Here is a 21,898-nt window from a genome sequence, read left to right as displayed (position 1 = left end):
GGTGCTTTATGCCAATAGATTCGTTCTCCGCAGGAAAAATTTATCGAACCTCATTATCCAACGAAGTTGTGAAAGAAATTCGCAAAATGATTTTAACTGGTACTATCAAACCTGGCCAACGTATCAATGAAGTCCATTTAGCACGGGACTTGCAGGTTTCACGTGGTCCTGTGCGAGAAGCGCTGCTGATGTTGAAAAATGAAGGTCTGGTGACACATGAAGTAAATAGGGGCGCTACTGTATCGATATTATCGGCAAGAGACGCTTACGAGATATACACGTTTCGCGCGATGCTCGAAGTCAATGCTATTGAAATGGGTCTGGAAAATTTGCAAGACGAGCATTTACAAGCACTCTCTCACTTATTAGAAAGATTTGCGCAATCCGTTCAAGAGGCAAATGCAGAAGAACTGATTGCATGCGATATTGAGTTTCACAAAGTGATTGTTGGCTTGTCTAAGCATTCTCGTTTGATTCAAGCTCATAGCCAAATGGACAGCCAGGTTGGGGCAATGTTTTTAACCATTGCTAACGAATTGCCCAAAAGAGTAAATCGAGTTGTTGAGATTCATCAGATTTTGTATGACGCTCTGGCAAGCCGGGATAAAGAGAAGATCATTCAAGAGTTAAATATGCATTATTTGTCGACTCTCAAAGAATTAGAATCCAAACTAAAAGAAGCGCATGGCTAACCATGCGCTATCTATAAAACATCTTCGTATTTTTAAGCGCTGACTTCCGGTGATGCGAGTTTAACTTTTGAACTGCCAACCAAACGTTCAACAGGAAAGACTCGGCGAACCTGCACCGTAATCAAAGCTGTGATGACAGCTTTAGCTGCATCGCCAGGCAAATATGGATAAGCGGCTAGAACCAATGCCTTGGAGAGTGATAAATGATACAGGTGAGCTAGCCAACCCACCCCTGTCACATAACAGAGCAAATCACCAAAAACAAAGGCTATGATGGCAATCCAAACAAAGGAAACAGGACCGTTACCACGCACTCTGCGAATCAGATAACCGGCAAGTAATGCGCAGATAGGATACATCCAAACGTAGCCACCCGACGGCCCAACAAGCACGCCAATTCCCCCGCTGCCATCCAGCATAGGTACACCCAGGGCTACTAGAACCACTACCAAAAGCATACTCAAAAATCCATAGCCACCACCTAACAGTGCCCCGGCGAGCATAACCATCAAATTTTCCAATGTAATGGGTACCGGAGTAAAGGGCAGTTTGAATGAAACAAAACTGAGAACTGCTAATAATGCCGCAAAAAGTGCACTAAAAATGATGCCGCGAACTGTGATACGCAAATGAAATTCATCCTTTCCCAGTTTATCAAAGTAGACAAACTGATTGTTAATATATAAAATTTAATAGGTTGACAATTGGATTGTAGCATAAGTTTAAAAGAGTGCAAGTAGACCTTCTTTCACTTGAAACAACCGACGTCATTGCTGGAGGAATAGAGTTGGATACACCTGTTTTGTTAGAAATTCAAAATGCTTCATTCGGTTATCCGACGCATCGCGGATGGGTAGTCCTATTGCACAATCTCTATCTTACTTTATATAAAGGTCAGTGGTTAGTCGTATTAGGACCAAACGGTGGGGGAAAATCCACCTTAGCCAGAGGCCTACTCAGACTATCACCAATATTGGAAGGGAGTTTAACTGTATCTTCCACTTCTTCAATGATTTCAAGATATATTCCGCAGCGACTGGGAGCGGGAATCTTGGGTGAAACCGTTGCTGATGAATTAGCAACTGCTCGCAACTGTTCGTATACAGGCAAATATATAGCTGATCTGCTTGAAGAATTGGGGTTGTCTGTACCACTTCATTCTCCGGTAAAGAAACTTTCTGGCGGGCAAAAACAACTTCTCTCATTTGCCTCTGCACTTTTAGACAATCCTGACTTACTGATTGTCGATGAAGGAGCCGCCATGTTGAATCCAGCCATCCGTCATCGGTTACTAAACTTTCTTGAAAAAAAAATTCGCCAAACCAATTTATCTATACTCTGGATGACTCAACAATTAGAAGATATTTTTTACGCTGACGAAATCGCCGTCGTGCAAAACGGAACGTTACAAACTGGCTGGCATGCTCGTTCATTTTTTTACTCAGAAGAAAGTCCATGGCAGCCAAGCACATGCAGAAAACTAGGATATATTCCTCCATTTTCCATTCAAGTTGGAGAAGAGTTATATCGCCGCGGTATCCCTTGGTCAGAATTGCCGTTACAAGAAATACAGTCCTTAGAAAGTGCTGGTGTACATTCGTGAATTTACAATTCGAGAACGTAACAGTTCAACATACAGGAACAGCCAAACCACTATTTGAAAACTTACAATTACAAGTAGAATCAGGGAAAATCCACGTCTTGCTTGGACCTATCGGATCGGGAAAATCCAGTCTCCTACAGGTTGTAGCAGGGTTGTTACCGATACAGTCAGGAAGCCTTTGGATGAACAACAGACCTCTAGAAAATGAACACGACGAAGAATGGTTAAAAAAATTTGCGCTTGTTTTTCAATCCCCTGAGGAAAGCATGATGGCAAGTACCTTAGCCAAAGAATTTGTCATCAGTCACAGTCCTTTTGCCAAAACACCTCCATCATCAGAAGAGATGGCTTATGCATTGTCCAAACAAGGTTTACCAACCTTGCTCCTGCAACAAACGCCACTTTCACTCAGTGGCGGTCAAAAAAGAAGGGCAGCAGTTGCGGTTGAGACTTCTGTACCTGCCGAATGGCTGCTATGTGATGAACCTACTGTGGGATTAGATGGTAAATCACTTGAAAAACTGATAGAAACTCTTCAAAATTGGAAACTGGAACATCCAGAAGGCGGCGTACTGGTTGCCACTCATCAAATCGATGCGTTTTTATCAGTGGCTGACCAGTTTCTGCTCTTGGGGGAGGGTGGAGACATTCGCCAGTGCCATTTATCTGAACTACTCTTGCATCCCGAATGGCTAGAAGAAATTGGAATAGAAATACCGACGGTTTTACGCTTGCAGTCTCAATGGATATCCGAAGGACGAGACGTGCCAAACACACGCCTTTTGAGCGCTGAAGAAGTGGCCAACTTCCTCATGGAAGGTTGGACGGTGCGTAAACCTCATTCAGAAAACGAGCTTATCGAAAACCAGCATAGGAGAAGTGTATTAAGAGAAATAGAAGAAGCCAACAGCAAAACACAGAGGCGGACTCATATTGACTTACGCATACTTTGGATAGGCACTTGGTTCGTCACGTTAGGGTGTTTATTCACTCACGATTGGGCAGGTACCCTGCTTAGCTTGGCAATAGCTGTGTCGTCTATATTTTTACTCGGCGCTTCACCAGTGTCTGTGCTCCGCCAGATGCGAGCGCTCTTTTATCTGTCTGTGATTACCCTTCTGTTTGCAGGCTTGTCCATGCATTTTCACCCATATCTCAATTTGGGCTTCCATCCAGCTTCTATGCTGCAAGCCCTACAGACCAGCATACGCTTGTTAGCCGCCGTTGCGCTTGGTCTCATTGTTCCATTTACAACCAGTGAAGCTGAACTCCAACAGGCGCTTGCATCTATTTTACAACCACTTTCCAAGCTGCGTGTGCCCACAGCGGCACTCTCTTTTGCGACTGCTTATGTACTGCGTTTTCTACCTCATATTCAAGAAGAGTGGCATAGATTTCAAATCATTCATCTGGCTCGCTTCAAAAAACGTCTCAGTTTTTGGCGTCTCCCCTATATCTTTGTGCCATTTTTACTTGTTTTGTTACAAATGGCTGAAGACACAAGTGACGCATTGCATGCCAAGGGGATGGTACACTTACGTGACATCACGGTGCATCCATCCCCTTGGAAACTCAAAAGATCAGATATTTTTTGGTTACTGACTGCCAGCTCACTTACGGTTTGTCTATTTCTTCTCTGAGAACCAACTCTTGTTCAGCCGCTTTTTCTTTGCTAAATCGACGCAGCCGGAACAAAAGGAAAACATAATAACCTAGATAATAAGCAATCACCAAGTAGAATAAAAAGAAAGTCAGAGGATCGCTGGTTGTAGAGAGTGCACTTGGTTTGACGTTATGAAGCAGCTCAGACTGACGAATTTTCTGATACAGTTCAATATAACGATAGGCAAAGCGAAACACAAAAAGAGCAATAACCACCATGCCAATCCAGGGATTGGCGCGATAATACACTCCATCTTGACGTTGTTCAAATCGAGTGCCGCGCAAAGCTAAATAGGCTAGCAAAAAACCAATTACCAAACCCAGCACTGCGTAGAGAAAGAGGATAGGATGCAAAGTAGCGCCAGAAAGAAGCAATACAGCCACTAAAGCAAATAAGATCGATCTCGTTACGAGTAAAGTACGGCTGGCTTTTTGATAGGTTAGTGTACGCCGAGTACGCATATAGAGTGAAAAAAGAAGCAACAAAACGACTACAATGATACTGACTATACTTCCCAGGGGGCATCCGCCTCTCTCAGTCTTCTACAAGTGCATCATACTTGTCAGCCAGTTGAAGATCTAATACTGTTATACCTCTTGCGTGCCAGGATGTCAGTTCTAATGTTACTACGCGAAAATCAATCTGAATAAACGGGTGATGATTGTGTTCCTCTGCAATCTCCGCCACTTGGTTGACAAATTGTATAGATTCAGGAAAAGTTTTAAATCGGAATCGTTTACGAATTCGCTTATCCTGTCGACTCCAATCACGATGTTCTTGTAACCATTCCTGTAACACTTCTTCGATGACAGGTGTATCCATACCCTCTCTCCTTCAATGCAGAAGTGCTTCTTGAATTTTTATCCAGACACACGCAGGACAATTTTACCCATATTTTGATTGGACTCCATGTAGGCATGCGCTTTAGCGACCTCTGTCCAATCAAAAACAGTATCCACCAGCGGAGCAATTCGTCCTTCATTTAAGCCATCCCGTGCAAATTGATAGAATTCACGAGTCAGACGAATTTTCTCGCTCACCGACCGTGATCGTAATGCTGTCCCAATAATTTGCAGACGTCTTTGCAACAAATAACCTAGATCAAGCTGCTGAACTTGCGTTCCACCCATCGTTCCAATGACAATCAAACGTCCATCGACAGCCAAAGATTGAATGTTTTCTGCAAAATAGTTAGCCCCGATAAAATCCAGTATGATATCCACACCGCGTCCATCTGTCTCTTTTTGCACAAAAGGCAAAAATGGACCCTCTTTGTAATTCCAGCCCGCTACAGCACCCAGTTTCTTGCAGACCGAAATTTTCTCTGCCGAACCCGCGGTGACCAATGCAATCGCTCCTACCTCACGAATCAATTGTAAGGCTGAAGTTCCTACTCCACTGGCACCAGCATGAACCAGAACAGTGTTTTCTTTACGTACTTTTCCCAACCAAAACAAATTGAGATACGCGGTTAGAAAGGCTTCTGGTATCGCTGCACCTTGTTCATAAGACATCGAGTCTGGCAATGGCATGGCCATTCCCGCGGGAATTTTGACATACTCCGCATACCCACCACCTGGCAACAGCGCAGCCACACGGCTACCCAAAGTAAATCCTTCCACATCTGCCCCGACTTCCACCACTTCACCAGCCATCTCGAGCCCCAGAATTTCTGATTCCCCAGGAGGAGGCGGATAAAATCCTCGACGTTGCAAAAGATCAGCTCGGTTGAGAGCGGTAGCATGTACACGAACAAGCAAATCGTGAGACCCAATCGTCGGTGTAGAAGCCTCGCCAATATAGAGAACGTCTGCATCCCCAAACGTATCTTGTCTTACTGCTCGCAAAACATCAACACCTCGCTTATCAGCTTGTATCTTCTATCATAACACGGGATGTCCCTGGTCACACGGTTTGCACTGCTCTTCTCAAGCTGAAGAGAACTATTTGCTTGGCATAGACATCCATCAATTCATCCGATTCACCAAGCAGTGGAGCCGAACGAAAATGTAAATGAGCATGTCCCATAGCCCATTCCTTTAACTGACGATCCAATTGAGCAGAGAGACGTCCAGGAAAAAGCAGGTGCGGCAAGACGAGACACTCTCTTACCCCAGACTTTTCAAGGCGATGAAAAGCTCTCGATAATCCTGCTCCTAAGCCAGCGAAAAAGGCAGATGTTTTTTTCAAATCAGGAAACGAAGCGCTCGTCTGCTGAACGATCTGTTGAAAAATCCGATAGGAATGTGGATACGAGGAACCACGATTCACAAAAAGAAGGGCATCTATTCCCGATTCCTGCTGTAATGCATCATGAATGTGTTGCTGATAAATTTTTACCAGCCTCTCATGATCATTTAATGGTGATGACATTCGTACTCTAAGATGAGGACAATCTCTCTGTATATCATCGATAATACGCGGTAAATCTGCCAGCGCATGTCCAGCACTGAGCAGTAAGAGCGGCAAAATATAAAGTTCTCTAATGCCCTCTTGCTGATACATTTGGGTAGCAACTGCATAGATATCAGGTGTGGAAATTTCTAAAAAAGCCAATCGGCAAAGCACATTCTCCCATAATGGATTCTGCGCCTTTAGCCTATTGGCTACACCTTCCGCAAAACAAGTCGCCGCTAAAACGCCTGCTGGCACTCGAGTTCCATGAGCAACCAGCAACACGCCGCGTTTCATGCAAACGCCTCCCTGCTTGACTTGGCATCTCTATTTATAAAAAGAACATCCTGATTATTTTCCAAATATTGAGCAACTTTTTCTCCATCCCACCAAACAAGCGTCTGCAAATGATTTTTCCATGCAGCAGGGAAAAAAAGGTCTAGAGATTTCCTTGGTATATCCCCTTCTATCCACACTGCATGTATACTTTCAGGTTGCCAAAGTTGCTGCAACGCAGTTAAGGCTGCTGGCCGCAAAACATGTCTATTCTCCTCAAAGACAATATCCATGGCTTCACCGCCAAGTGATTCTATACGGCGCACCCAGTGGTCAGCTAATGCCCTATCACGAGTCACAACTAAAATACGTGATCCAAATAAAGGTTGGGACGACTGCCAATCGAGAATAGGGGCCAATCCCGCCACTTCCCCAAGAACGACAAGCGCTGGCGAGTGAATCCCTGCTTTTTGGGAGCGTATCCCAATATTAGCCAAATTACCGTCCACGCGTTTTTGTAATGCGGTCGATCCGGCTTGAAGAATGGCAGCTTTGGTCTCTACTGGTACGCCTGCAAGCAACAAACGTTGCGAGATTTCCGGCCATTGTTCAAGTCCCATGAGAATTACCAGCGTATCGCTACGGTTCCATACATTCTGCCAATCCAGCAACTCATCATTGCTCATCTGATGACCCGTGACAACAGTAAAGGAATTGGCCAATCCTCTATGCGTAAGTGGGATGCCTGCATATGCAAGTGCTCCTACTGGGGAAGTCACGCCTGGCACAATTTCGTAGTCAATACCTGCTTCTCTTAACGCAAATGCCTCTTCCCCGCCCCTGCCAAACACAAACGGATCGCCACCTTTAAGACGGACCACTCTCTTTCCTTCACGTGCTGCACAGATCAAGCATCGGCAGATTTCCTCTTGAGGCATAGTATGTTTTCGATTGGCTTTACCTACATAAACAGCCTCAACCTGTGGAGACGCATAGCTGAACAATCGAGGCGAGATGAGTCTGTCATAGAAAAGAATGTCGGCCGTTTCAATGACCTCTTTTCCCCGTAAAGTCAAGAGACCTGAAACACCTGGTCCAGCACCAACCAGATACACCTTCCCATTCATAACCTCCCTCCTCCCAGCTTTGATTTGCAGATGTTATCCAATCACTGCTGCTTCCATCTTAGCGCGCAGACCGTCCAAACCAACTCGATGACAATAGGCTCCAAACGTTTCATGGGTTGCAGCGGTTTCCGCATAATCTTGCAATACGGGGCGCAAAACCTCATCAAGTTTCTCTATTGGAACCAATTCAAGTACACGCATGTTTAATTGATTTCCCAAGATTCCGCCACCCAAAAAGATATCGTATTTGCCAGGTGTTCGACCGACAAAAGCAATATCGGCAATATAAGGACGGGCACAGCCATTAGGACAACCTGTCATACGAATGGCGATGGGCAAAGAAATCTCGGAAAGCCCTGTCTCCGCCAATAATTTTTCCATCCGTTCCATAACTTCTGGAAAAACCCGCTCCGACTCAGCGGTCGCAAGACCACAAGTTGGAAGCGCGGGACAAGCCATGGAGTGAAGAACCGCTTGTGAATAATCCACTGGTAAATGGACACCCGCATTTCGCAATTTTTTCTCCACCTCATCTCGCTGTTGCGAGTGAATGCCAACCAAAAGCAAATTTTGCTGTGAAGTTAACTGTATATCGAATTCGTACGTCTCCAATAATTCTTTCAATACACTTTTGAGGCGCATATCATGGGTATCCATTATTCGTCCATTGCGAACAAATAGACCCAAATACCATTGATCATCTTTCAAAGAGTGCCAGCCAAGATGATCGGAGCCACTCAACCAAACAAGCTGCCGAGGCGAAGCCAGACGATAGCCCACTCGATTTTCTAACTCTTCCTGAAACCATGAGATCCCCCGCTCATCCAGCAAATATTTGAAACGAGAATAGCGTCGGTCGTTGCGATTTCCAAAATCACGTTGAATTTTGACAATCTCCATGGATACCTGCGCTAGTTCTTCTGGTGTCACAAAACAAAGCGGTGTCGCTAAGCGCGGATACGTATCGGGAATGGATGCGGTTCGGCCCATACCGCCTCCTACAAGCAACGTGTATCCCTCCACCTTTTCCTCCGCGGGGTCTGGATGTGCTACAATTCCCAAATCATTCGCATAGATATCCACACAATTGTCGCCCTCAACTGTAAAACCAATCTTAAATTTGCGAGGCAGATAGATTTCGCCGTATAACGGCTCTTCTTCCGGCAAGTCCTCTTCGCTTTTCCATCGCTCTCCGTCTAACCATATTTCGTGGTACGCATTTGTCTTTGCACTAAATTGCGAGACCATTTTGTGCAAATCACTATGAATTTGCTTGCGGAAACCATTTTCAAGCGGATTGCCACAACAGATAATGTTGCGCACCTGATCACCACAACCACCAAGGGTGGTAATCAACACCTGATGGAGGTGCTGCAACGTGGATTTGACATTCTCCTTCAGAATACCGTGTACCTGAAATGTCTGCCGAGTAGTAATGCGCAATGTTCCATTGCCGTAAGTATCTGCGATATTATCAAATTCCAGATACTGACTTGCATTCAAACGACCTCCCGGTATCCGGGCGCGAATCATCATAGAATAATAGCGTTCCCTGCCCAGCCGCTTGGCTTCTGCACGCAAATCGCGATCGTCCTGTTGATACATACCGTGAAACTTCAATACTTGCACATTTTCTTCAGAAAAATGGCTGCTGCCATCCTGTAGCGCTTCCTCGATAGTTCCACGCAGATGCCGGCTGTTCTTTTTGATAATTTCTACTTTGGATAGTTTTGTTTCTGAGGAATGTTGCTCAGCCAACCGTTATCGCCTCCCGCAATCCTTCAATCAAAACATCAGCAACCTCAGGTCGAGTGAATTTCGAAGAAGGACGTTCTCCACTGCGAAGAATCTGGCGTACTTTCGTACCCGAGAGGATATAGCGATATTCCTCATCGTGCGGACACGTTTTTTCTGAAGCCATGGTGTCACACTTGCTGCAGAAAAAGCTGTTCTCATAAAACAACGGAACAATTCCTAATTCTTGCTCGGAAAAATGTTCAAAAATTTTCTGCGCATCATACGTTCCGTAATAGTTGCCCACGCCAGCATGATCGCGACCTACAATAAAGTGCGTACAACCATAATTTTTCCTGACCAGTGCGTGCAGCACTGCCTCTCTCGGACCAGCGTAGCGCATGGCGGCAGGATAGACACCTAGTAAAACGCGATCGTTCGGATAATAGTGTTGAAGCAACACTTCATAACTCTTCATTCTTACCGTAGCTGGAATATCATCTGCTTTCGTCTCACCTACAAGCGGCTGAAGAAACAGTCCATCCACAATTTCCAAGGCTGATTTTTGAATAAACTCGTGAGCACGATGCACTGGATTGCGCGTTTGAAATCCAACAATCTTCCGCCAGCCGCGTTCTGCAAACATGCGCCGCGTTTCAACCGGATCGAACGTATGAGATGAAAATTGAGAAATTTGCGGACGATTTAAAATTTCGATGGGGCCAGCCAAATAGACATCAGGACGTGCCAACAATTTAGCAACACCCGGATGTTCCTTGTCTGTTGTACGATACACTGCTTGTGCTTCACGAAGTTTGTCTGCCTTATATTTTTCTTCTACTCTAAGCGTCCCATAAATTTGTCCGTTTTCTCCATAGAGGGCAACCATCTCTCCTATTTTGATTTGATGGGCCTCCTCTTCACAAACAGCCAAGGTAATAGGAATCGGCCATACGGTGCCATTTTGTAGACGCATATTCTCTAAAATCGACCAATAGTCTGCTTCCCCTTGAAATCCTGTCAAGGGAGAGAAGGCACCAATTCCAATTAACTCCAAATCAGAGAGTGCCCACATCGTAAGTACAATGGATTTCCAATCCTGAGCTTCGCGAATCCGTTCTGCACGTTCTTCTCCACGTAATTCTCTAGAAACCAGTTGTCCGCCATGCGCTTCCATATCTATACCACTCCTAATCTTTCTTTAGCCGATCCGTTACTGATGTAAACCGCACTCTGTCTTATCAAATCCCGCCCAACGACCAGCACGTGAATCTTCACCTGGTTTGACAGGACGTGTGCAGTGTAAACAGCCGATACTGGGATAACCGCGATCGTGCAAAGGGTTGTAGGGTACCTGGTGTTCATGAACATAGCGCCACACATCTTTCTCAGACCACGTGGCTAACGGATTGACTTTCACCAAGCCAAATTTGTGATCGACCTCAAAGACCTGTGCATTGGCGCGCGTAGGCGATTGCTGACGGCGAATGCCCGTAACCCAACCATCATATTCCTGCAGAACACGTGTCAGCGGTTGTACTTTGCGCAAATCGCAGCATTGATTGGGATTGCTCTGCCAAAGCGATTCTCCATACTGTTCTGCCTGTTCTTCCAAGGTCAAAGCGGGCCTGATTTGCCGTAGCCGGGTCAATCCATAGCGTTCTATCGCCTCGTTACATAACGCATACGTTTCAGGAAACAAAACATCTGTATCTAAGTAGAACACGTTAGGATTTGGGCTTAATTGACTGAGCATGTCGAGCAAAACCATATCTTCAATGCCAAAAGAGCAGGCGAGAGTTATATTTTCCACACGGTGCAAAGCTTCACGCAAAATCTCTTGCGGTGAAGCATTTTCATACGTTGCTGCCAATGATTCAATTTCAATTGGACTGATGGCTAAAGTTCTCACGTTATTCCCACACCTCTTTATTATTATTCCGATTGGAATACTTTAATTTTATTCCTATTGTATGGCCAGCGACCTACGAGGTCAATAGGCAAAAAAATAACCCGCTGACGCGGGTTAAATTTTGGATATGAAGACCCAGATTGGTTCTGATGAAGTCCGCAGCTTAAGAGTGAATCGATTTTACGTTCAATCGCTGCCGAGCTACTTGCACACTGGCATATACAATCATCAGTACCAACCAAATGAGACCGGCAAAGACGGAAACACGTGTCAAGGGAGATAAGAAGATGGCTAAGATAGCACCGGCCACAAGGACGATACCTATCCAGGGAAGTATGGGCCAAAAGGGCATGGCGTAACTAAGAGTCTGACCATTTTGTTGAGCTCGCCGGCGTAAAACGACTTCTGTCAGCAAAATCATCAACCAAGTAAACAATGAAGCAAACGCTGAGGCGCTCGTAATCCAGACATAGACGTTGTTAGGTGCTAGATAAGTAATAAGAATGCCTACCGAAATGGCAAGAGCCGTTAACCAAACTGCCACACTAGGAACCTGATGACGGTTTAAACGTGTTAAATGAATTTTCTCGATATTACGCTCTTGAGCCACTCCATACAGCATACGACTACCACCGTAAAGTCCTGTATTACAGGAAGAAAATCCCGATAGGACAATAATCAAATTGACCAAGGATGCAGCAAAAGGTATACCTATTCGACTGAAAAGAATGACATAGGGACTTGAATTGCTGCCAATCAGGTGTTGCCAAGGAATCACGGTGAGTACAACAAACATCGAACCGACATAGAGAATGGCAATCCTTACAGTAACGGAGCGAAATGCGCGGCGCATGACTTTTTCAGGTTTAGAAGACTCGCCCGCTTCAACTCCCAGAGTTTCCACACCACTGTATGCCTGAACCACCAGCGAAACAGCCATCACAACACCAAGCCAGCCGTGCGGCAGAAAACCACCATGAGCATAAAGGTTAGTCAAGCCTAGAATTTCTCCTCCACGAAAGATGCCTGTGAAGGCAAACAGCAGTCCAAAGATAATAAAGACAGAAATGGCCATGATTTTCAGTACAGCAAACCAATATTCCAATTCACCAAATACGCGCACCGCAAGGAGATTGGTAATGGTGAAAAGCGCCAAAGCAATGACACCCGGCAACCACACCGGAAAGTTAGGCAACCAAAACTGAATCAATTTACCAATTGCTGCTAACTCACTCATCACGGTAGCTACCCAATAGAACCACCACATACCTGCCATAATCAGACGCATACGAGCTCCAAACGCTTCCCCCGCAAACTCACTGAATGAACCAGAGGTTGGCTGATGGACAGTCATTTCACCGAGCGCCCGCATCACAATAGCTACAATAATGCCACAGAGGATGAAGTCAAGAATGACACCTGGACCTGCCAGCCCAACGGACACAGTCGCTCCGTAAAACAACCCTACCCCAATCACACCGCCAATGGCGAGCATTTGTACTTGTCGATTGACCAAGCTTCGTCGCAACGGCTTTTTTACAGTATGGGTAACATCCTGATTTTGTTGCATCATCAGCATCCTTTGCAAACTCTAGTCTCTCTCGCGATTTTCCTACTATTATACTATACTTTAACGTTGCCAGTTGGTGAGTACTTTTAAGTAAAGCGGCCCTTCCTGCGCTTTCACTCGCTCCGCTAATGACTGAGGTGTATCATTGGGTAGAACTGGTACAGTGGTTTGAGCTAAAATTTGACCGTGATCGTACTCTGCATCTACAAGATGCACAGTTGCCCCCGTTACTCGCTCCCCTGAAGCAAGAACAGCTTGATGTACATGAATACCATACATGCCCTGCCCTCCGAATTTCGGAAGCAAAGCTGGATGTATATTAAGAATACGCCCTTCAAACGCTGCCAAAGTTTTCGATCCGATTTTTCGCATATAACCTGAGAGTACGACTACATCCGGTCTGGCTTCCTGCAAATGAGCACAAACAGCTTCATCTTCAGAAGCATATGGATGGTGATCTCGAGCGTTCACTATCACATGCGGGATCCCATTTTCAGCAGCATATGCAAGACTGCTACTGTCTGCCCTGCTGGCAATCAAAAGCACTGGTTCGGCTGACAAAATTCCCGTTTTAACCGCTTCAACAAGATAACGCATACTACTCCCGTTATGAGAAGCCAAAAATGCGATACGCAAGCTATCATCTCTCCTATCTCGGACATATTCGATCGACACGCAATATGTAATTCATGGTATTGCACCATACACAGTAGGACATTGGCCGTTTAGAGCGAATTTCCCCCTTAACGCTGTAGGCGATATTTGCATCCAGAGGGACATCCACAGGCGAAGGACGTGAACATTTTTGCTGTATCCTAGGAAATATCGTGATCGACACCCCAAAATGAAACGTCTTTTGGGGAGTGCCTGTATGTTTTTCGCGTTGACTGGCACACCGATAGTAGAAGCGGCGACACCCAACTATACCATGTCCAAAAAGTCCATTATCGTCAATGGGCAAACCGTTGAACAACCGTATGGATTTGTCTACCAGCAAACTACCTATATGCCGCTCTATTATGTCATGCAAGCGCTCAAACCTTTAGGTTTTGTCAGCCAATGGAATGGCCATCTATGGACAATCACTTCCTCAAGCCATTTCCATCCGTCCATACTGCCGCCGCAAAACCATGCTACAGACAGTTTAATACTCAATGAAACCCCTCTTGAGCATTTCCCGACTCTGGTAGCGATTGATCCTGATTCAGGGGCGCCAACCACATACATACCCATCTGGTATATTCAGCAGGCGCTGACGGCCATTGGTATCCAAAGTAAATGGAATGGAAAGACATGGACAATGACATTTAACGTCAATCCTGCTGCTTCAATTCCTGAGTATGCTGCTTATCAAAGCCCAACCAGTCAACCTGTGGACTACACTTCCTTCATACAAGCTGAAGCTGCCGTTCAGTCAAGCAATGTAGGTTATGTTGTCAACACCTCAACGAACCAGGTGGTCGTCTGGCCAAAAGACGACTGGTCTTTAATGGACGATCAATATTTCGCGGCCTCTTTTTTACCAGGATACTCATTTCCCGCACCTTCTTTTGCTGTTCCTGGAGCAACCTATGTTTCTCTCAATGCTGTACAAGGTAGCACGCCTAACGACACTGTTTTCTACCAAATTGCTGAAAATGGCACATATATAGACAAATGGGCCGGTAACTACGAGGATCCTTATCGTCAAGTTGATTTGCGTACACCTGCGCCAGCTGGTTTGACTGCCAACAAAATCAATGCCTTTCTCCAGTCTGTTGTACCCAACTCTGGCTTACAGGGACTCGGTCAAGCTATCCTGCAAGCAGCCCAAACTTATGGCGTCAATGCTACATATTTGCTGGCCCACGCAATTCTGGAGAGCAATTGGGGCACCAATAGTCTGGCTACCAAAAAAAACAACCTTTACGGTTATGGAGCATATGATGCCGATCCGTTTGCCGACGGAGGCATTTTTCCAAGCAAGACATACACCATTCAATTCCAGGCTTGGTTTGTACGTAATACTTACCTCAATCCAGGCGGTCCTGAGTATTACGAATCCCCCACACTAGATGGCATGAACCAAAATTACGCAACTGACCCCACCTGGAGCTTGCAAATCGGCGAACTCATGCGAATGATTTCCCAATTTGCTGGACTTCATCTCAATCAATACACACTCTACCAACCGGGATCGGCCTCACCGCCAGAACCGGACAGCAACAAACCTGTTTTTTCTTTTAACGGTGCTTCTGCTATGCTGAAATCTGCCACAACTTCTTCTCTTATCCCGATATACAACAATCCTGACACGGCGCTCACCTCGTTTGACAACACGCCAACAGGCAATTGGATTTCGGGAATGCAAGTTCAAGTCTTGCAAATGGAACAAGGATTCTGGCAGGGATATGTTACTGCTTGGTATAAAATTCAGAGCAGCAACCATACGGGCTGGGTAATGGGTCAGAACTTGCAATTTAACAACATCTATCAACTAAACTCGAAAGCGAATCAATCCATTCCGGTTTACAGCAACGCCCAAGCTAACAGTAATTTGGAAACCACATTGCATACCGGTTCCTGGGTGGTCATGCCAAGCTATAACGCAGCCAGTCAGGATATGCTGCTGATTGACTATGTCAACCCTCTGACCGGAACACCTGAAACAGGTTATATTGAAAGTCAGAATATCACCGTGAACAAGGTAGCACAAAATTCTGCAAACGCGTAAACTGCCATTAGACAGAAGCCCAGAGCGGCAACTTAAGGAAGGTGTCATTGTGACCGTACCTATGTCAAAGCGACTTGCTACTTTAGAAACTGGCATTTTTGCTGAACTAGCTCTTGAAAAAAGGCGTTTGCAAAAAAATGGTGTCGATATTATCGATCTCAGCGTGGGCAGTCCGGACATGCCTCCGCCAGCCTTGGTCATGGAAAAATTAGGAGATTATGTCCGGCAACCAGCCAACTACGCATACAGCATCACAGGGTTAGAATCTTTCTCTGACGCAGTCGCACATTTTTACGCTAGCCGTTATCATGTGCAACTCGATCCTCAACATGAAGTCTTGCAATTGACCGGTACGCAAGAAGGTTTGTCGCATTTGCCGATGTGCCTGCTTAACGAAGGCGATATCGCATTGGTTCCCAATCCTGGCTATCCTATTTACGATGCTTCCATCCGTCTCGCCGGCGCAACCCCCTATCCCATTCCACTTTTGGAAGAAAATAATTTTTTACCTTGTCTTGAAGATATACCCGAGGGCATTTTGGCACGCGCTAAAATGATGATTGTCAACTATCCTGGTAATCCTGTGACGGCTTTAGCCACCCATGAATTTTTTGAGCAGTTAGTCGCCTTTGCCAAACGCCACGATATTTTCATTGTTCACGATTTCGCCTATTCTGAACTCGTTTTTGATGGCGTTCGTCCCATTTCCTTTCTCTCCATACCTGGCGCCAAAGAGGTGGGCGTCGAATTTAATTCGTTATCCAAGACATTTAATATGGCTGGCTGTCGAATTGGTTATCTATGTGGCAATCGAGATGGGATCGAACGATTGGCATTGCTCAAATCGCATATTGATTTCGGCAACTTTCTCCCCCTTCAGCGCGTAGCCATTGATGCTCTTCTAGCTCCACATGAATTATTTGAAGCGCAACTGAGTGAATATATTCATCGACGCGACCGTCTCTGTGAGGCGTTACAAAATGTTGGTTGGCCAGTAGCCAAGTCTCCAGCCACCATGTTTATCTGGGCTAAGATTCCTGATGGTTTTCAATCACGAGAGTTTGCCTTGAATGCGCTCCGTGAAGCGGGGGTGGCCATGACACCAGGAAACGCGTTTGGCAGTGAAGGTGAGGGGTATGTACGCTTAGCATTGGTACAGCCCGTCCATCGACTGGAAGAAGCCGCTCAAAGAATTGGTGTATACCTGAAAAGTGTTTCTCATGCCGTGAATCGGTAAAACCTTATCATACATGTCCTTAATCCCGCCGCACATTTATGATGCGGCGGGTATGCTTAGTTGGTATTTTCATTTTCCCCATGAATAGCCATGGCAGCAGCTTGAGCTTCCAATTTCCTATCCGATGGCAAAAGTATGGACAGAATGGCTGCAATCAATGGCAAAAATCCAAGCAAGTAAAACACTTTAGAAACACCCAGTGTATCTGCAAGGGTACCAAGGAAAAAAGCGCCTATCCCACCTGCCCCCACTCCAAAACCAATCGTCAACCCTGAGGCTAGCCCAACACTGCGTGGAAGCAATCTTTGCGCATAAACCACCGTAACTGCAAAAGACGAAAGAACGGACAATCCAAAACCAAACAACACAAGGACTGCCCAAAATCCACGCACATGCGGGACAAGAAAAGCAAACGGAATCGCCAAGACCATAGAGGCAACTAGCAATGTTTTTTTACCAAACCGATCGGAGAGCGGGCCGCCAAGAAAAGTTCCCAAAGCGCCTGCTGCCAAAAAAACGAATTCATATAACTCGGAAATTCTTACTGGCACATGGAACTTATCAAAATAAAAGGGCAAAAATCCCGCTACACCAATTTGACACCAAGAACGCAAAATGATGACCCAAACCATCATCACCATACCAATGACGTGGTTTTCGCCAACAATAGACTTACGATTACTCCGTTCCTGCAAAGTCCCCTTTTTGTACCAAGGTAAAATTCTTAAGGTTAAAAACAAACCGAGTAACGCGAGGATAAAAAACCACGTCAGCCCACGCCTGCCCAAAGGCAAAATAAATAAGGAAACCACCAAGGGTCCAAGTGCCTGCCCGCTGTTACCGCCTACCTGAAAAATAGATTGTGCCAACCCCTTAGCCCTGCCAGACGATGCTAGATGTGTGCCTCGCGACGCTTCGGGATGGAAAGCTCCAGAACCCAAGCCAGAAATGCAGATGGCTACAGTTAACCATACATATGTGGGAGCAAGACCAGCTGCGGCCAGGCCTGCGCAGGAGAGAAAAATTCCCATCGGCAGCATCCAGGGCCAGGGATGTTTATCCGTCAAAGCTCCAAAAAACGGCTGTAAGACAGAAGATGTCAAATAAGAAAAAAGGACAACCAAACTCGCTTCCGCGTAACTCAAATGAAAGGCTGATTTAAAAACAGGCAAAAGCGCTGGCACCATACCGGTTGTCATTAAATCATTCATTAAATGAGTCGCACTGAACGTCCATACTGCCCCCGAACGAATGGAACGACTCGATGCTGTTATCTCATTAGCCATTGATGTTCCCCTTCCCTAAATCGAACATCCATAGGTAGAGTGCAGAATGAACTGGGCGATTCGCTGCCATGACGCAGACAGACGAATCGCCACTTGAATGGAATCCATTTACCTCTGAATTGTTTGTTATAAAAAATTAGAAATGCAGATGCAAAAGCGCCATAATCGCTACAATCACTCCAACAATGATACAATACCAACCAAACGGACGAAGCGCTTTGACTTCATGCGTGCTGAAATAACGCATCAGGAAGGCTGTTGAAAGAAATGCCACAATCCCTGCCAAAAGACCGCCCACCAGTCCTAAATGAAGCATGGCACTGGAATTGCTTTTCAGCATTTTAGGAACTTCCAATACACCTGCCCCAGCTATGATCGGTGTAGCGAGCAAGAAAGAAAAGCGAGCTGATTCTTCATAAGACAGCCCCGTACCGAGTCCCGCCGTCATCGTGATACCGGATCGGGAAAAACCAGGGATGAGAGCAAATGCCTGCACAATGCCAATAAAGAAACTTTGAACATAAGAAATTTGCTGAATTTCCTTGCTGGCTCTGCGTCTGCGTAACCTGTCGGCCAGAAACAGGACAAAACCGTTGACAATGAGGAAAATAGAGGCTGATAAGGCATTAGGAAAGAGTTCTGCAAACTTGTGTTGAAGCAGTTTACCAATGATGGCGGCTGGTATGGTAGCCACAATAATTAAGCCAAGAATCCTGCGTTCATGCGGTTTTCTCATCCACAGGGAAGAAATCAAGTCCACCCAGTCTCTCCAGAAATAGATGAGTAACGCAAGAGCAGTGCCCAAGTGCAACATGACAATGAAGGGCAGAAACTGCTTGGAACCAGAGATGCTGGTCCAATGAAATAAATAAGGTAAGATGACACCGTGACCTACACTACTGATGGGGAACAGCTCGGTAATGCCTTGCACCAGCGCGTAGATATAAATTTGCGAGGCATGCATGGGTTTCGCTCATCCTTTCAGAGATGGACAGTTCTCTGCGATTATACCGAAGGATAACCAGACATGTCGACCGAAATGCCGTTTTTTTGTCAAACTTCGTCATTCATTTGCTAAAAAATTCGCCAAATTTGCCGCCATCCCATTCTTTGATTATCATAGAAAAGAAAGAGTTTACATATGGGAGGCTAGATATCAGATGAATCGTGAGCAGGTGACTCAACACTGGTTTATGCACCGTAATGTGACACTGGATATCCTGCAAAAGCTGCCGGAGAGCGCTCTTCATTTCAAGCCTTGGGATGGTGCTCTGAGCTTAGCCGATTTAATCGTTCATATGCATGGATCCAGCTTAATGTTTAGCGGAGCTGTGAAAGCTGGTCGTTTTGAGCGCCCAAGCGGACAACAAGCGGCTAAACCAACTACGCTTGACGAACTGCGACAACTTGCGGCACATATGACCGAAGAAACCAAAAACACTCTGCTTGCCATTCCCCAGGAACATTTAGAAAAACCAGTGGAAGGAACAGAAATGTTTGGTGGAGGCCAACCTTTGCAAGGGAAGACTGTACTGTCCATAATGATTGACCATGAGATCCACCACAAAGGGCAACTATTTGTTTATGCAAGAATGGTTGGCGTCCAAGAGATGCCTATGTTTATGAAAAGAGCGTAAAGCCTCCACTGCATCTGATAGATGATGCCCCGTACGCATCGACTTGCACACGGGGCGTTTGTGAATAAGACCATAGCTTATCCATCTTCTCTGAACGAGATCATATCCGAACTTAAACGAGCATGATGGATTTGCGTCTCAGTCTTTTGTGCGAGCTGATAAAAACCAAACAATCCCAATCCACCCATCATACCTACTAAAATAGCCATCCCCAGACCAGAGAGATGGGCTCCAATTGTAATACTTGCTGAAGCGAGTACTCGGCCAAGTCCCCAAGCAACGCTCATCAGAGCCAGATACATCGTTTTCCCATCATCTGGTGCAATATCTCCAACAAACGATTGACGAACGGGTACATTGAAAATTTCACCTACAGTAGCTACAGCCATCAAGAAAAACAGGCTGGTGGCATTGGTAAAGAAACACTGTAACGCAAAACCCACCGTGTTCAATCCAATTCCCAACAACAAAACACGTTTTTTAGACATGCGGCGACTGACAAAAACTGCAAGAGACGCCAGACAAACAACAATCATCGTGTTTTCAGTTTGTAAAAACCCAACCACAGAAATTCCTGTGAGTGATATCATCCAGTGCCAGACATGGAGTTGCACCGGTTGGAATGTCCGCAACAGATGGACACCAATGTCGTTTGGCAATTCATTTTCGACTGTAGCCACAGCCACTGTCGAAAAAAAGTAAATCAAAAATGCTTTATCCTGAAGGATAGTTTTTATCGTATGACGGACCTGTGACAGTCCGCCCTTGCCATGTTGCAGCGGCATTGGTTGGTAAGTTTCAGCAATCAACAGGTAAGTAATCCACCAATTGACAAACACAACGCATGCCATGACAAGAAACAGCCAAAACCGATAAGGATAAAAGAAAATTGCTCCAATGGCCGATCCGATGGCCAACGTTAGATTCATCAGCCAATAAAACAGTGTGAAAACAAACGCCCGCGACTCTTGATTCGTTACATCCAAAATCATTGCCTCGTCGACCGGTCCATAAATCCCCCAACACATATTCCCTAGCGTGAACGCTATCAACGTCAACGTAGCGGAGGACCACCATGGACTATTTGCCATGGCCATGACTAGATAGATCAAAACAAACATAGCTTCCGCACTGAGTAAAATTTTACGTCGCCCTACGCGATCGGCAAAATAAGCGCCAAACAAACTGGCAAGCAGAGCAAGAACCATACTTAAGGCAAGCAAGATACCACTTAAATCGGCACCAAACGCTTTCGCAAAATAGATTCCCATAAAGGGAATCGTTGTTGACTGGCCAACTCCGACAAAAAAGAACACCAACGCCCGAATGCGAATATTAGGATGGAGTGACTTCCAATTCATGTGAAACCCCTCTCTCAACTCTCCATGTTAAGGGAGCAGAGCGAGACAAGCGTGAGGAAACACTTCTCTCCAGACAAATAAGAGAGTGTCGTAAGCACGCTTGCCTACGACACTCTCCCAGTAACCGTACAAACTGGAATTCTAAGTGATACGTGGCAAGCCTCTAAAAGACAGACGGGCAGAATTTACCGTCATGATTCGTGCTGAATGTACGCCCAACTCTGTACGCAAGGTCTTGCCACCTCCGAAAATCATATTGCGCTAAGTATAGCTGTCGATGCTCACCATAGCAAGCCCCAAATTAACAGAATCACCAACTCATGGCATGTACACATCTGATTTGGACATACTAATACGGCTAATTATGAAAGCGAGGGAAGCCCACCTATGAATCGTGTCGATCGCAGTCGTCAATCACAAAGTCCTCTGTCTGACGCTCAAGAGGCTGTGGAAAGTGCGGTGCGAGCCAGTAAACAGGCTTTGTCCCATCCGTCAATAACCATGCTTTCCCAAGCCGAGCACGCTATTCAACACGCTGAAAAGGGACTGCTTGGCGCTTTATCAAATAGTCAGGAAAAACCTTGGCTGGAAGCTGCAGAAAGCTTGGAAGAAGCCAAATCAACGGTGAGTGAATTAGAAAACAGCAAAAACAAAGAGTAAATCTTTTGTAATACTGCAGACATCGCTTCAAAA

21 protein-coding genes are annotated in these 21,898 nt (G+C 45.6%); 7 read left to right on the top strand and 14 right to left on the bottom strand.

What is annotated here, in order from left to right; genetic code table 11:
* Positions 1-8: 8 nt before the first annotated feature.
* Positions 9-692 carry a GntR family transcriptional regulator gene (locus tag BUA75_RS02665; protein ID WP_072873041.1) on the top strand — a complete coding sequence of 228 codons (684 nt, stop codon included), beginning with the start codon at positions 9-11 and terminating at the stop codon, positions 690-692.
* A gap of 32 nt (positions 693-724) precedes the next feature.
* Here BUA75_RS02665 and BUA75_RS02660 read toward each other — a convergent pair whose 3' ends face one another.
* On the bottom strand, positions 725-1,321 hold the full coding sequence (locus BUA75_RS02660; RefSeq protein WP_072873040.1) for a biotin transporter BioY: 597 nt from the start codon (positions 1,319-1,321) through the stop codon (positions 725-727).
* A gap of 101 nt (positions 1,322-1,422) precedes the next feature.
* Between BUA75_RS02660 and BUA75_RS02655 the strand changes: the two genes are divergently transcribed.
* A complete protein-coding gene (locus BUA75_RS02655; protein WP_083574029.1) occupies positions 1,423-2,295 on the top strand; it encodes an ABC transporter ATP-binding protein in 873 nt (290 codons plus the stop codon).
* Positions 2,292-3,935 (top strand): ATP-binding cassette domain-containing protein, encoded by a 1,644-nt coding sequence (locus tag BUA75_RS02650; protein ID WP_072873038.1) that lies wholly within the window; start codon positions 2,292-2,294, stop codon positions 3,933-3,935. The genes BUA75_RS02655 and BUA75_RS02650 overlap by 4 nt, the downstream gene beginning before the upstream one ends.
* On the opposite strand, the gene BUA75_RS02645 is transcribed toward BUA75_RS02650, so the two are convergent.
* From BUA75_RS02645 to purN, 10 genes are all read right to left on the bottom strand, one after another.
* The gene (locus BUA75_RS02645) at positions 3,910-4,455 is read right to left on the bottom strand and encodes a CcdC protein domain-containing protein (protein ID WP_255567423.1); all 546 of its coding nucleotides are present in this window, start codon (positions 4,453-4,455) and stop codon (positions 3,910-3,912) included. The genes BUA75_RS02650 and BUA75_RS02645 overlap by 26 nt on opposite strands.
* A gap of 37 nt (positions 4,456-4,492) precedes the next feature.
* Entirely contained in the window at positions 4,493-4,780 is a 288-nt protein-coding gene (locus BUA75_RS02640; protein ID WP_072873036.1) for a 4a-hydroxytetrahydrobiopterin dehydratase, read from the bottom strand.
* Positions 4,781-4,818: 38 nt separating this feature from the next.
* Complete coding sequence (locus tag BUA75_RS02635; RefSeq protein ID WP_072873035.1) at positions 4,819-5,805, bottom strand: NAD(P)H-quinone oxidoreductase; 987 nt, start codon at positions 5,803-5,805, stop codon at positions 4,819-4,821.
* Between the two features lie 58 nt (positions 5,806-5,863).
* Positions 5,864-6,649 carry a sirohydrochlorin chelatase gene (locus BUA75_RS02630; RefSeq protein WP_072873034.1) on the bottom strand — a complete coding sequence of 262 codons (786 nt, stop codon included), beginning with the start codon at positions 6,647-6,649 and terminating at the stop codon, positions 5,864-5,866.
* Positions 6,646-7,755 (bottom strand): uroporphyrinogen-III C-methyltransferase, encoded by a 1,110-nt coding sequence (gene cobA, locus BUA75_RS02625; protein ID WP_072873033.1) that lies wholly within the window; start codon positions 7,753-7,755, stop codon positions 6,646-6,648. The genes BUA75_RS02630 and cobA overlap by 4 nt, the downstream gene beginning before the upstream one ends.
* 33 nt (positions 7,756-7,788) lie before the next feature.
* Complete coding sequence (locus BUA75_RS02620) at positions 7,789-9,513, bottom strand: NADPH-dependent assimilatory sulfite reductase hemoprotein subunit (protein WP_072873032.1); 1,725 nt, start codon at positions 9,511-9,513, stop codon at positions 7,789-7,791.
* Positions 9,506-10,666 carry a sulfate adenylyltransferase gene (gene sat, locus BUA75_RS02615; protein WP_072873031.1) on the bottom strand — a complete coding sequence of 387 codons (1,161 nt, stop codon included), beginning with the start codon at positions 10,664-10,666 and terminating at the stop codon, positions 9,506-9,508. The genes BUA75_RS02620 and sat overlap by 8 nt, the downstream gene beginning before the upstream one ends.
* Positions 10,667-10,702: 36 nt before the next feature.
* Positions 10,703-11,386 (bottom strand): phosphoadenylyl-sulfate reductase, encoded by a 684-nt coding sequence (locus BUA75_RS02610; RefSeq protein ID WP_083574033.1) that lies wholly within the window; start codon positions 11,384-11,386, stop codon positions 10,703-10,705.
* 178 nt (positions 11,387-11,564) lie between these two features.
* Complete coding sequence (locus BUA75_RS02605; RefSeq protein ID WP_072873029.1) at positions 11,565-12,971, bottom strand: amino acid permease; 1,407 nt, start codon at positions 12,969-12,971, stop codon at positions 11,565-11,567.
* 60 nt (positions 12,972-13,031) lie between these two features.
* Positions 13,032-13,607 (bottom strand): phosphoribosylglycinamide formyltransferase, encoded by a 576-nt coding sequence (gene purN, locus BUA75_RS02600; RefSeq protein WP_072873028.1) that lies wholly within the window; start codon positions 13,605-13,607, stop codon positions 13,032-13,034.
* A 235-nt stretch (positions 13,608-13,842) separates the two neighbouring features.
* Here purN and BUA75_RS02595 point away from each other — a divergent pair, with 235 nt between their 5' ends.
* Both BUA75_RS02595 and BUA75_RS02590 read left to right on the top strand, forming a co-directional pair.
* On the top strand, positions 13,843-15,684 hold the full coding sequence (locus BUA75_RS02595; RefSeq protein WP_072873027.1) for a glucosaminidase domain-containing protein: 1,842 nt from the start codon (positions 13,843-13,845) through the stop codon (positions 15,682-15,684).
* Between the two features lie 61 nt (positions 15,685-15,745).
* On the top strand, positions 15,746-16,921 hold the full coding sequence (locus tag BUA75_RS02590) for an aminotransferase class I/II-fold pyridoxal phosphate-dependent enzyme (protein WP_072873088.1): 1,176 nt from the start codon (positions 15,746-15,748) through the stop codon (positions 16,919-16,921).
* 56 nt (positions 16,922-16,977) lie between these two features.
* Here the strand turns inward: BUA75_RS02590 and BUA75_RS02585 are convergent, their stop codons facing one another.
* Together BUA75_RS02585 and BUA75_RS02580 are read right to left on the bottom strand one after the other, a co-directional pair.
* A complete protein-coding gene (locus tag BUA75_RS02585) occupies positions 16,978-18,207 on the bottom strand; it encodes an MFS transporter (RefSeq protein WP_072873026.1) in 1,230 nt (409 codons plus the stop codon).
* A gap of 136 nt (positions 18,208-18,343) precedes the next feature.
* Positions 18,344-19,171: an undecaprenyl-diphosphate phosphatase gene (locus tag BUA75_RS02580; protein ID WP_072873025.1), complete on the bottom strand. Its 828-nt coding sequence runs from the start codon at positions 19,169-19,171 to the stop codon at positions 18,344-18,346.
* Positions 19,172-19,367: 196 nt separating this feature from the next.
* On the opposite strand from BUA75_RS02580, the gene BUA75_RS02575 reads away from it, so the two are divergent.
* Positions 19,368-19,844, top strand: coding sequence for a DinB family protein (locus tag BUA75_RS02575; RefSeq protein ID WP_072873087.1), 477 nt, complete (start codon positions 19,368-19,370; stop codon positions 19,842-19,844).
* A gap of 77 nt (positions 19,845-19,921) precedes the next feature.
* On the opposite strand, the gene BUA75_RS02570 is transcribed toward BUA75_RS02575, so the two are convergent.
* Positions 19,922-21,205 (bottom strand): MFS transporter, encoded by a 1,284-nt coding sequence (locus BUA75_RS02570; protein WP_072873024.1) that lies wholly within the window; start codon positions 21,203-21,205, stop codon positions 19,922-19,924.
* Positions 21,206-21,592: 387 nt separating this feature from the next.
* Here BUA75_RS02570 and BUA75_RS02565 point away from each other — a divergent pair, with 387 nt between their 5' ends.
* The gene (locus tag BUA75_RS02565) at positions 21,593-21,865 is read left to right on the top strand and encodes a hypothetical protein (RefSeq protein ID WP_072873023.1); all 273 of its coding nucleotides are present in this window, start codon (positions 21,593-21,595) and stop codon (positions 21,863-21,865) included.
* The last annotated feature ends 33 nt before the right edge of the window (positions 21,866-21,898 follow it).

It is taken from the genome of Alicyclobacillus tolerans, from assembly GCF_900142255.1.
GTDB classification, from domain to species: Bacteria; Bacillota; Bacilli; order Alicyclobacillales; family Alicyclobacillaceae; genus Alicyclobacillus_I; species Alicyclobacillus_I tolerans.
This window is presented reverse-complemented; position numbering and strand designations above follow the sequence as displayed.

What these genes read in the sequence shown, in the direction of transcription:
- sat (WP_072873031.1), bottom strand. Translation starts at nt 10,666, where the DNA reads ATGGAAGCGCATGGCGGACAACTGGTTTCTAGAGAATTACGTGGAGAA.
- BUA75_RS02630 (WP_072873034.1), bottom strand. Translation starts at nt 6,649, where the DNA reads ATGAAACGCGGCGTGTTGCTGGTTGCTCATGGAACTCGAGTGCCAGCA.
- BUA75_RS02575 (WP_072873087.1), top strand. Translation starts at nt 19,368, where the DNA reads ATGAATCGTGAGCAGGTGACTCAACACTGGTTTATGCACCGTAATGTG.
- BUA75_RS02665 (WP_072873041.1), top strand. Translation starts at nt 9, where the DNA reads ATGCCAATAGATTCGTTCTCCGCAGGAAAAATTTATCGAACCTCATTA.
- BUA75_RS02585 (WP_072873026.1), bottom strand. Translation starts at nt 18,207, where the DNA reads ATGGCTAATGAGATAACAGCATCGAGTCGTTCCATTCGTTCGGGGGCA.
- BUA75_RS02640 (WP_072873036.1), bottom strand. Translation starts at nt 4,780, where the DNA reads ATGGATACACCTGTCATCGAAGAAGTGTTACAGGAATGGTTACAAGAA.
- BUA75_RS02590 (WP_072873088.1), top strand. Translation starts at nt 15,746, where the DNA reads ATGTCAAAGCGACTTGCTACTTTAGAAACTGGCATTTTTGCTGAACTA.
- BUA75_RS02565 (WP_072873023.1), top strand. Translation starts at nt 21,593, where the DNA reads ATGAATCGTGTCGATCGCAGTCGTCAATCACAAAGTCCTCTGTCTGAC.
- BUA75_RS02580 (WP_072873025.1), bottom strand. Translation starts at nt 19,171, where the DNA reads ATGCATGCCTCGCAAATTTATATCTACGCGCTGGTGCAAGGCATTACC.
- BUA75_RS02595 (WP_072873027.1), top strand. Translation starts at nt 13,843, where the DNA reads ATGTTTTTCGCGTTGACTGGCACACCGATAGTAGAAGCGGCGACACCC.
- cobA (WP_072873033.1), bottom strand. Translation starts at nt 7,755, where the DNA reads ATGAATGGGAAGGTGTATCTGGTTGGTGCTGGACCAGGTGTTTCAGGT.
- BUA75_RS02570 (WP_072873024.1), bottom strand. Translation starts at nt 21,205, where the DNA reads ATGAATTGGAAGTCACTCCATCCTAATATTCGCATTCGGGCGTTGGTG.
- BUA75_RS02605 (WP_072873029.1), bottom strand. Translation starts at nt 12,971, where the DNA reads ATGCAACAAAATCAGGATGTTACCCATACTGTAAAAAAGCCGTTGCGA.